The organism is Rathayibacter sp. AY1C7 (genome assembly GCF_002931865.1).
Taxonomy (GTDB): Bacteria; Actinomycetota; Actinomycetes; order Actinomycetales; family Microbacteriaceae; genus Rathayibacter.
In genome coordinates this window covers 1-2,049 of the sequence record NZ_PSWB01000055.1, presented here as the reverse complement: position 1 = coordinate 2,049, position 2,049 = coordinate 1, and the positions used below count along the sequence as shown (strand labels likewise).

Sequence of the window (2,049 nt, the reverse complement as noted above, 5' to 3'; positions counted from 1 at the left end):
ATGTGTCCGATTCTTGAGAACTCAACAGCGTGCACTATGTTCAATGCCAATTTTATACCCCGGCCTTGATCTTCGGATCGGGTTGGGATTCCTTTGGAAATTGATGTCAGCTTCCGGCTTTCGGGTCGGAGCGATGTCTTATTTGCTAGAGGTCAAACTTGACTCTCCTTCTCTTCGGGGTTGGGGGTCGTAATTTTTTTACGGAGAGTTTGATCCTGGCTCAGGACGAACGCTGGCGGCGTGCTTAACACATGCAAGTCGAACGATGAAGCCCAGCTTGCTGGGTGGATTAGTGGCGAACGGGTGAGTAACACGTGAGTAACCTGCCCTTGACTCTGGGATAAGCGCTGGAAACGGCGTCTAATACCGGATACGACCTGCCCCGGCATCGGGTGCGGGTGGAAAGTTTTTCGGTCAAGGATGGACTCGCGGCCTATCAGCTAGTTGGTGAGGTAATGGCTCACCAAGGCGACGACGGGTAGCCGGCCTGAGAGGGTGACCGGCCACACTGGGACTGAGACACGGCCCAGACTCCTACGGGAGGCAGCAGTGGGGAATATTGCACAATGGGCGAAAGCCTGATGCAGCAACGCCGCGTGGGGGATGACGGCCTTCGGGTTGTAAACCTCTTTTAGTAGGGAAGAAGGGCTTCGGCTTGACGGTACCTGCAGAAAAAGCACCGGCTAACTACGTGCCAGCAGCCGCGGTAATACGTAGGGTGCAAGCGTTGTCCGGAATTATTGGGCGTAAAGAGCTCGTAGGCGGTTTGTCGCGTCTGCTGTGAAAACCCGAGGCTCAACCTCGGGCCTGCAGTGGGTACGGGCAGACTAGAGTGCGGTAGGGGAGAATGGAATTCCTGGTGTAGCGGTGGAATGCGCAGATATCAGGAGGAACACCGATGGCGAAGGCAGTTCTCTGGGCCGTTACTGACGCTGAGGAGCGAAAGCGTGGGGAGCGAACAGGATTAGATACCCTGGTAGTCCACGCCGTAAACGTTGGGAACTAGATGTGGGGACCTTTCCACGGTCTCCGTGTCGCAGCTAACGCATTAAGTTCCCCGCCTGGGGAGTACGGCCGCAAGGCTAAAACTCAAAGGAATTGACGGGGGCCCGCACAAGCGGCGGAGCATGCGGATTAATTCGATGCAACGCGAAGAACCTTACCAAGGCTTGACATATACCGGAAACTTCCAGAAATGGTTGCCCCGCAAGGTCGGTATACAGGTGGTGCATGGTTGTCGTCAGCTCGTGTCGTGAGATGTTGGGTTAAGTCCCGCAACGAGCGCAACCCTCGTTCTATGTTGCCAGCACGTCATGGTGGGAACTCATAGGAGACTGCCGGGGTCAACTCGGAGGAAGGTGGGGATGACGTCAAATCATCATGCCCCTTATGTCTTGGGCTTCACGCATGCTACAATGGCCGGTACAAAGGGCTGCGATACCGTAAGGTGGAGCGAATCCCAAAAAGCCGGTCTCAGTTCGGATTGAGGTCTGCAACTCGACCTCATGAAGTCGGAGTCGCTAGTAATCGCAGATCAGCAACGCTGCGGTGAATACGTTCCCGGGCCTTGTACACACCGCCCGTCAAGTCATGAAAGTCGGTAACACCCGAAGCCAGTGGCCTAACCGCAAGGAGGGAGCTGTCGAAGGTGGGATCGGTGATTAGGACTAAGTCGTAACAAGGTAGCCGTACCGGAAGGTGCGGCTGGATCACCTCCTTTCTAAGGAGCATCTGGACACCGCAGGGTGTTCCAGGCGCCAGATCAAAGCGAATGTCTTTGCTGGTAGCTCATGGGTGGAACATTGAACTAGGTGCTCGGTGAGATCGTCTCGCGTCAGTACAGCCTTCGGGTTGGGAACGCGTCGGGGCGGTGGAGTCGGGTACATGCACGCTGTTGGGTCCTGAGGGACCGGGCCGGCTGCCTTCGGGTGGCGGGGTCGACTCTCCGGATCTTTTTCTCACGCCTGGGTGTGTGGGAGAGGGATACCGCCCGTATTTTGAGAACTACACAGTGGACGCGAGCATCTTAGATTCACGGCTTCGGTCGTG

At 56.2% G+C, this 2,049-nt stretch carries 1 rRNA gene; it reads left to right on the top strand.

From position 1 onward, the window contains the following. The first annotated feature begins 197 nt into the window (after positions 1-197). Positions 198-1,720, top strand: a 16S ribosomal RNA gene (locus C5C69_RS16535). The last annotated feature ends 329 nt before the right edge of the window (positions 1,721-2,049 follow it).